Source organism: bacterium (assembly GCA_016873475.1).
In the GTDB taxonomy this organism is placed as follows: domain Bacteria; phylum Krumholzibacteriota; class Krumholzibacteriia; order JACNKJ01; family JACNKJ01; genus VGXI01.
Map to the genome: position 1 here is coordinate 1 of VGXI01000198.1, position 5,595 is coordinate 5,595.

Sequence of the window (5,595 nt, forward strand, 5' to 3'; positions counted from 1 at the left end):
GCCCACCGAGGCCGAGTGGGAGTACGCCGCCCGCGGCGGCCTCGCGGATGCGCACTATGCGACCGGCGATTCACTGAGCGGCGAGCTGGCGAGCTACGCCAGCACCAACCCCAAGGGGACTCGCCCCGTCGGTAGCTACGCGCCGAATCCCTACGGCCTCTACGACATGACGGGCAACGTCGTCGAGTGGACGGCGGACTACTACGACTGGGACTACTATCGCGAGAGCCCGCCGCTGAACCCGGTGGGCCCGGCGATCGGCAAGTTCCGCGCGATTCGCGGCGGCGGCTGGTTCACGGGGCCGGGCTGCTGCAACATCGACTTCCGCAACGGCCTGCGCGGCAACTGGCGCGACTTCAACGTGGGCTTCCGCTGCGCCGCCGATCCACCGGGGCCGAAGCCGATAAGCGTGCGCGCGGCCGACGGCGTGATCGTCTACGGCGATCTGCAGCTCGCGAGCGCGGATCGCCGCGGGCCGCTCGTGATCCTCTTCCACCAGGCGCGGGCCAGCGCGCAGGGCGAGTACGGCGCGATCGCGGCGCGGCTCCTCGCGGCGGGCTATCACGTGCTCGCGATCGATCAGCGCAGCGGCGGCAGCTACCTCGGCGGCGCCAACCGCACGGCCGCCGCGCTGGGGGACGCGGAGATCGGTTACTGCGCGGCCTATCCCGACCTCGTCGCCGCGCTTCGTTACGCCGATGCCGCCGGGCTGCGCGGCAAGCGCATCGCCCTGGGCAGCAGCTACAGCGCGAGCCTCGTGCTGCGACTGGCAGTGGAGGAAGCGAAGGCCCTGGCCGCCATCGTTGCCTGCTCGCCGGCATCGGGTCCGCCGATGGTGGACTGCGAGCCGGGCCCGTGGATCGCGCAGGTCAAGCTGCCGGCCCTGGTGATCCGCCCGGCGAGCGAGATGGCCCGCGACAGCGTGCGCGAGCAGCTCGCCGCCTGCGCGGCGGCGGGTCTGCGCACCCACGTCGCCGAGGAGGGTGTCCACGGCGCTTCGCTGCTCGACCCCTCACGCTGCCCGGACGCCGAGGCGAGCTGGCGCGTGCTGCTCGACTTTCTGGCCGAGGTCTGCGCACCCGAGAGCGATTCGCCATGACGCTCAAGGATTTCCTCCTGCAGCAGAGCCGCTGGGCCTACGAAGAGGCCCCCGAGTTCTCGCTGCTGGGCGCACTCGACGCTCTCACGCCGGCGGAGCTCGTCTGGTGCGCCGACCCCGAGCTCTGGACGATCGGCGAGATCCTCTACCACGTGGCGACGGCCAAGATCGAGTACTGCCGCCAGGGCTTCGGCCAGTGGCGCGGCGACTGCGTGCGCTGCGTCGAGGACCTGCCCGCGCTGCTCGAGCTGCTCGCGCGGGCGCAGTTCCACCTGCTCGAGTGCCTGGCGAGCTGCGACGAGGAGACGCTAGGCCATCCGATCCGCACGCACTACCACGGGAGCAGCGCGGCGGAGTTCTTCGGCGCCATGATCGCGCACGACTTGGCGCACGCCGCGCAGATCCGCGCCCTGCGTCGCCGCTACGGCTCGCGGCGGGGCGGCTTCTACCCGGTCTGAGGGCGAAGGAGGTCGGGATGTGGAGGCTCTGCCGCGCGGTGCTGGCGCAGTACCGTCTCGATCCCGCTGACGAGCTGCACGGCCTGCCGCACTGGGCGCGCGTGGCGCGCAACGGCTACTGGCTGGCGGCGGCGACGGGCGTCTCGCCGCGTCTCGTCGAACCCTTCGCGCTCCTGCACGACGCCTGCCGCGAGAATGAAGACCGCGATCCCGGTCACGGCCCGCGGGCGGCAGCGCTGGCCGCCGTGCTCACGCCCGAGCTGCTCGAGCTCGCAGCGCCCCAGATCGAGCTGCTCCGCGAGGCCTGCGCCCAGCACACGCGCGGCCGCACCGTGGCGCACCCCGAGCTGCAGGTCTGCTGGGACGCCGACCGCCTCGATCTCGTCCGCCTCGGCTTCGCGCTCGACCGCCGGCGCCTCTGCACCGAGGCCGCGCGGGCCGTCGCCGAAGGCGAGTTGCGCCTGCCGCCCATGGATCTGCCCCTCTTTCTCGCCCGGCGCTGGCGGGTGGACTCGCGGGGGCAGACCGTGCCGGTTCTGGAGTTCACGCCCGACCTGGAGGACGATGACAGCGATGACGAGTGAGGCCTTTCAGGAGTTCTACCCCGACGCTTTTTCCCAGTGCTACGGCTGCGGCCGCCTGAACGCGCAGGGCCTCCAGCTCAAGACGCGGTGGGAAGATGAAGCCGCCGGTGTCACGATCACGCGCTTCACGCCGCGAGCCGAGCACACGGCCGTGCCGGGCTTCGTCTACGGCGGGCTGATCGCCTCCTTGATCGACTGTTCGGGCACGGGCAGCGCGGCGGGCGCCGCCTATCGCGCCGCTGGCCGCCGGCCCGGCGCGGGCGCGCCCTTTCGCTTCGTCACCGGCTCGCTCAAGGTGAGCTACCTGAGGCCGACGCCCCTGGGTCCCGAGCTCGAGATCCGCTGCCGGGTCGAGGAAGTGAAGGGCCGCAAGATCACCCTTTCTGCCACCCTCAGCGCCGCCGGCGAGGTCTGCGCCACCGGCGAGGTGGTGGCGCTGCAAATCCCTGAGAACTTCGGCAGTTAGCCCGGTATTCTGCTGCGGGGCTGGATTGCTAGTATTGACAAAGCTAAGGCGATACCTTAGATTTGTCGCAATGAACTACGTCGAGAGAGCACTGACGAGCTCGCTCCTGCGGGCTGCCGCAGCCTTCCCTGCCCTCGTGCTGACGGGACCCCGGCGCTCGGGCAAGACCACCCTGCTGCAGCACTGCTTCCCCGGCGCCGACTATCTGCTGCTCGAGGCGCCCGACGTCCTCGCCCGCGTGCGCAGCGATCCGCGCAGCGTGCTGGCGGAGCTCGGCCGGCCGGCCATCCTCGACGAGATCCAAAACGCGCCCGAGTTGCTCGGCTACCTGCGCGCAGAGATCGACGGCATGCCCGAGATCCGCGGGCAATGGCTGCTCACCGGCTCGCAGGAAGCGCAGTTGATGCGCGGCGTGACGGAGTCGATGGCCGGGCGCGCGGCGGTCTTCCAGCTTCTGCCCTTCGCGCATGCCGAGGATGCGCGCGTGTCACTGCTCGGCGGCGGCTTCCCGGAGGTCATCGCGGCGCCGGACGCCCGCGACCTTTGGTATCGCTCCTACATCCAGACCTATCTCGAGCGCGACGTACGCAGCGTGCTCGCCGTCAGGGACCTCGCGACCTTCGGCCGCTTCCTGGCTCTGCTTGCCACGCGCCAGGGGCAGCTCCTCAACAAGACGGCACTCGCCGCACCGCTCGGGCTGAGCGTGCCGACGCTGAGCGAGTGGCTGGGCGTGCTGGAAGTCACGGCGCAAATCCTGCTCGTGCCGCCCTTCTACGAGAACTTCGGCAAGCGGATCACGAAGGCGCCCAAGCTCTACTTCGCCGACTCGGGGCTGGCGGCGCACCTGCTCGGCATCGAGAGCGAGGCAGCGCTCGGTCGCTCGCCGTTTCTCGGTCCGCTCTTCGAGGGGCTCGTAGCAACGGAGATCGTCAAGCGGCAGATCCACGCCGGCAAGGCGCGGGCCATCTACCATTTCCGCGACCGCCAGGGTCTCGAGGTGGACTTCCTCGTGCCGCTTGGCGAGCAGCGCTTGGCCCTCGTCGAAGCGAAGGCCACACGCACGCCAGGGCCGGAATTGGCGAAGTCGCTGCGACAGCTCCAGGGCAGCATCGGCGAGGACAGGGCCACGGCTTGGCTCGTTCACGAGCGCGGCGAAACGCCGCTCGCGGCATCCGGCCTTGGCGGCGGCGCGCGAGCTCTTGCCTGGACCGAGCTGGCGAGTGCCTTGAGCTGAGCGATGCGAGGGAAGGAGGGCGCGTGCCGAGCGACTTCACGATCGTCCCTCACGCCACGGCCGCGGAGTTCCTCGCCCGCGCCGAGGCCTGGCTGCTCGCCGCCGAGGCCGAGCACAACCTGATCCTCGGCATCGCCGGCCGCCTGCGCGAGGGCGTTAGCCCCTACGGCGAGCCGGTCAGCCTGCTCACGGTCGAGGCCGCAGGCCGCGTCGAAGGCTGCGCCTGGTGCACGCCGCCCTTCAGCCTCGGCCTCACACGGATGCCGCCGGCCGCGCTGCCCGCCCTCATCGCGCGCGTGGCCGAGATCTACGCCGAGCTGCCGGGCGTGCTTGGGCCGCCCGCGCTGGCCGCTGCCGCAGCCGCGCTCTGGATCGAAGGCCAGCCGCTGGGCCTGCGCCCGCAGATGGCGATGACGATCTACGCGCTTGCAGGGCTCAGCCCGCCTGTGGCGCCGCCGCCGGGCCGCGCGCGGCTCGCGGGCGAGGCGGAGCGCGCGCTGCTCGAGGACTGGACGCAGGCGATGCACACCGAGACCTTCGGCGATCCGGCGCGGCCCCTGCCGCCGGGCATCGTGGAGCGCTTGCTGGCCGCGGGCGCGCTGCTCGTCTGGGAGGACGGCGAGCCGGTCTCGATGGCGGCCGCCACGGCGCCGACAACGCACGGAATCCGCATCAACCACGTCTACACGCCGCCCGCGCGGCGGCGGCAGGGCTATGCGAGCGCCTGTGTCGGCGCGCTCTGCGCGCGGCAGCTAGCGGCCGGCCGCCGCTTCTGCTATCTCTATGCCGACGCGGCCAACCCCACCTCGAACGGGATCTACCGGCGCCTCGGCTTCGCGCCCGTGGCCGAGGCCCTGCAGATCGAGTTCACACCGAAGGAGCCCTAATGAGCGACCGCCTGCTGTGGATCGAGCGCCGCTTCAGCTTCGACTTCCCGCCCGAGCACGCGCCGGAGATCCTCGAGCGCCTGCGCGGCACGCCCGCGCGCCTGGACGAGCGCGTGGGCGCGCTGCCGGCGGCGCTCCGCACGCAGCGCGACCCCGATAGCGAGAAGTGGTCGATCCAGGAGCAGGCCGGCCACCTGATCACGGTGGAGCAGCTCTTTCTCGGGCGCCTGGAGGACTACGCAGCGGGGCTGGCCACGCTGCGTCCCGCCGAGATGAGCGGGCAGGCCACCTTCGCGGCGGACTACAACGCGCAGCCCGTCGCCCAGGTGCTGGGGGAGTTCCGCGCGCAACGGGCGCTCTTCCTGGCGCGGGTCGAGGGCTGCGAGCCAGCGCTCCTGGCGCGCAGCGCGCAGCACCCGCGGCTCGATCGGCCGATGCGGCTGGTCGACATGCTCTTCTTCCAGGCCGAGCACGACGACTACCACCTGGCGCGCATCACGGAGCTGATTCGGCGCTTCGGGACGGCCGGTTAGCCCCACCCGCAGTGTCGGTGCCCAACCTGCCGAAGCTATCGCACATTGAGGATGATTCCGCTATAATCAGTACCCTAGGGAGTGGCTAGGGAGGGCTCGCATGACGACTGTTCTGTCTCGGCTTGCGAGGCGATGGCAGTGGCTGGCTCTTCTCATCGTTCTTGCCACCCCCGCCCTCGCCACGCATGACTGCCTGAACTACTCCGAGTACTTCCACCAACTCTCCGTCATGGAAGCTGGTTCCATTCGCCAGCTCGCCTACGCAACGCCGCTGCTCTTCGTGGGCAGCCATCGCATTGACGACTGGGCCCTTCAGCTCCTGATCTTCAACCTC

General features: G+C 71.0%; 8 protein-coding genes. All 8 read left to right on the forward strand.

Annotation, left to right across the window (positions count from 1 at the left end; translation table 11 throughout):
- Positions 1-1,099, forward strand: a 1,099-nt coding sequence (locus tag FJ251_12945; protein MBM4118615.1) for a hypothetical protein, incomplete at its 5' end; no start/stop codon positions are given.
- The gene (locus FJ251_12950; protein MBM4118616.1) at positions 1,096-1,557 is read left to right on the forward strand and encodes a DinB family protein; all 462 of its coding nucleotides are present in this window, start codon (positions 1,096-1,098) and stop codon (positions 1,555-1,557) included. The genes FJ251_12945 and FJ251_12950, both read left to right, overlap by 4 nt.
- Positions 1,558-1,574: 17 nt before the next feature.
- Positions 1,575-2,141 carry a hypothetical protein gene (locus tag FJ251_12955; GenBank protein MBM4118617.1) on the forward strand — a complete coding sequence of 189 codons (567 nt, stop codon included), beginning with the start codon at positions 1,575-1,577 and terminating at the stop codon, positions 2,139-2,141.
- Positions 2,131-2,607: a PaaI family thioesterase gene (locus tag FJ251_12960; protein MBM4118618.1), complete on the forward strand. Its 477-nt coding sequence runs from the start codon at positions 2,131-2,133 to the stop codon at positions 2,605-2,607. Before FJ251_12955 ends, FJ251_12960 begins: the two co-directional genes overlap by 11 nt.
- A gap of 70 nt (positions 2,608-2,677) precedes the next feature.
- Positions 2,678-3,841 carry an ATP-binding protein gene (locus tag FJ251_12965; protein ID MBM4118619.1) on the forward strand — a complete coding sequence of 388 codons (1,164 nt, stop codon included), beginning with the start codon at positions 2,678-2,680 and terminating at the stop codon, positions 3,839-3,841.
- Positions 3,842-3,864: 23 nt separating this feature from the next.
- Positions 3,865-4,728 (forward strand): GNAT family N-acetyltransferase, encoded by an 864-nt coding sequence (locus FJ251_12970; GenBank protein MBM4118620.1) that lies wholly within the window; start codon positions 3,865-3,867, stop codon positions 4,726-4,728.
- Positions 4,728-5,261 carry a DinB family protein gene (locus FJ251_12975; protein MBM4118621.1) on the forward strand — a complete coding sequence of 178 codons (534 nt, stop codon included), beginning with the start codon at positions 4,728-4,730 and terminating at the stop codon, positions 5,259-5,261. Before FJ251_12970 ends, FJ251_12975 begins: the two co-directional genes overlap by 1 nt.
- 100 nt (positions 5,262-5,361) lie before the next feature.
- Positions 5,362-5,595 (forward strand): hypothetical protein (locus FJ251_12980; GenBank protein ID MBM4118622.1); only part of this gene is annotated, 234 nt, incomplete at its 3' end.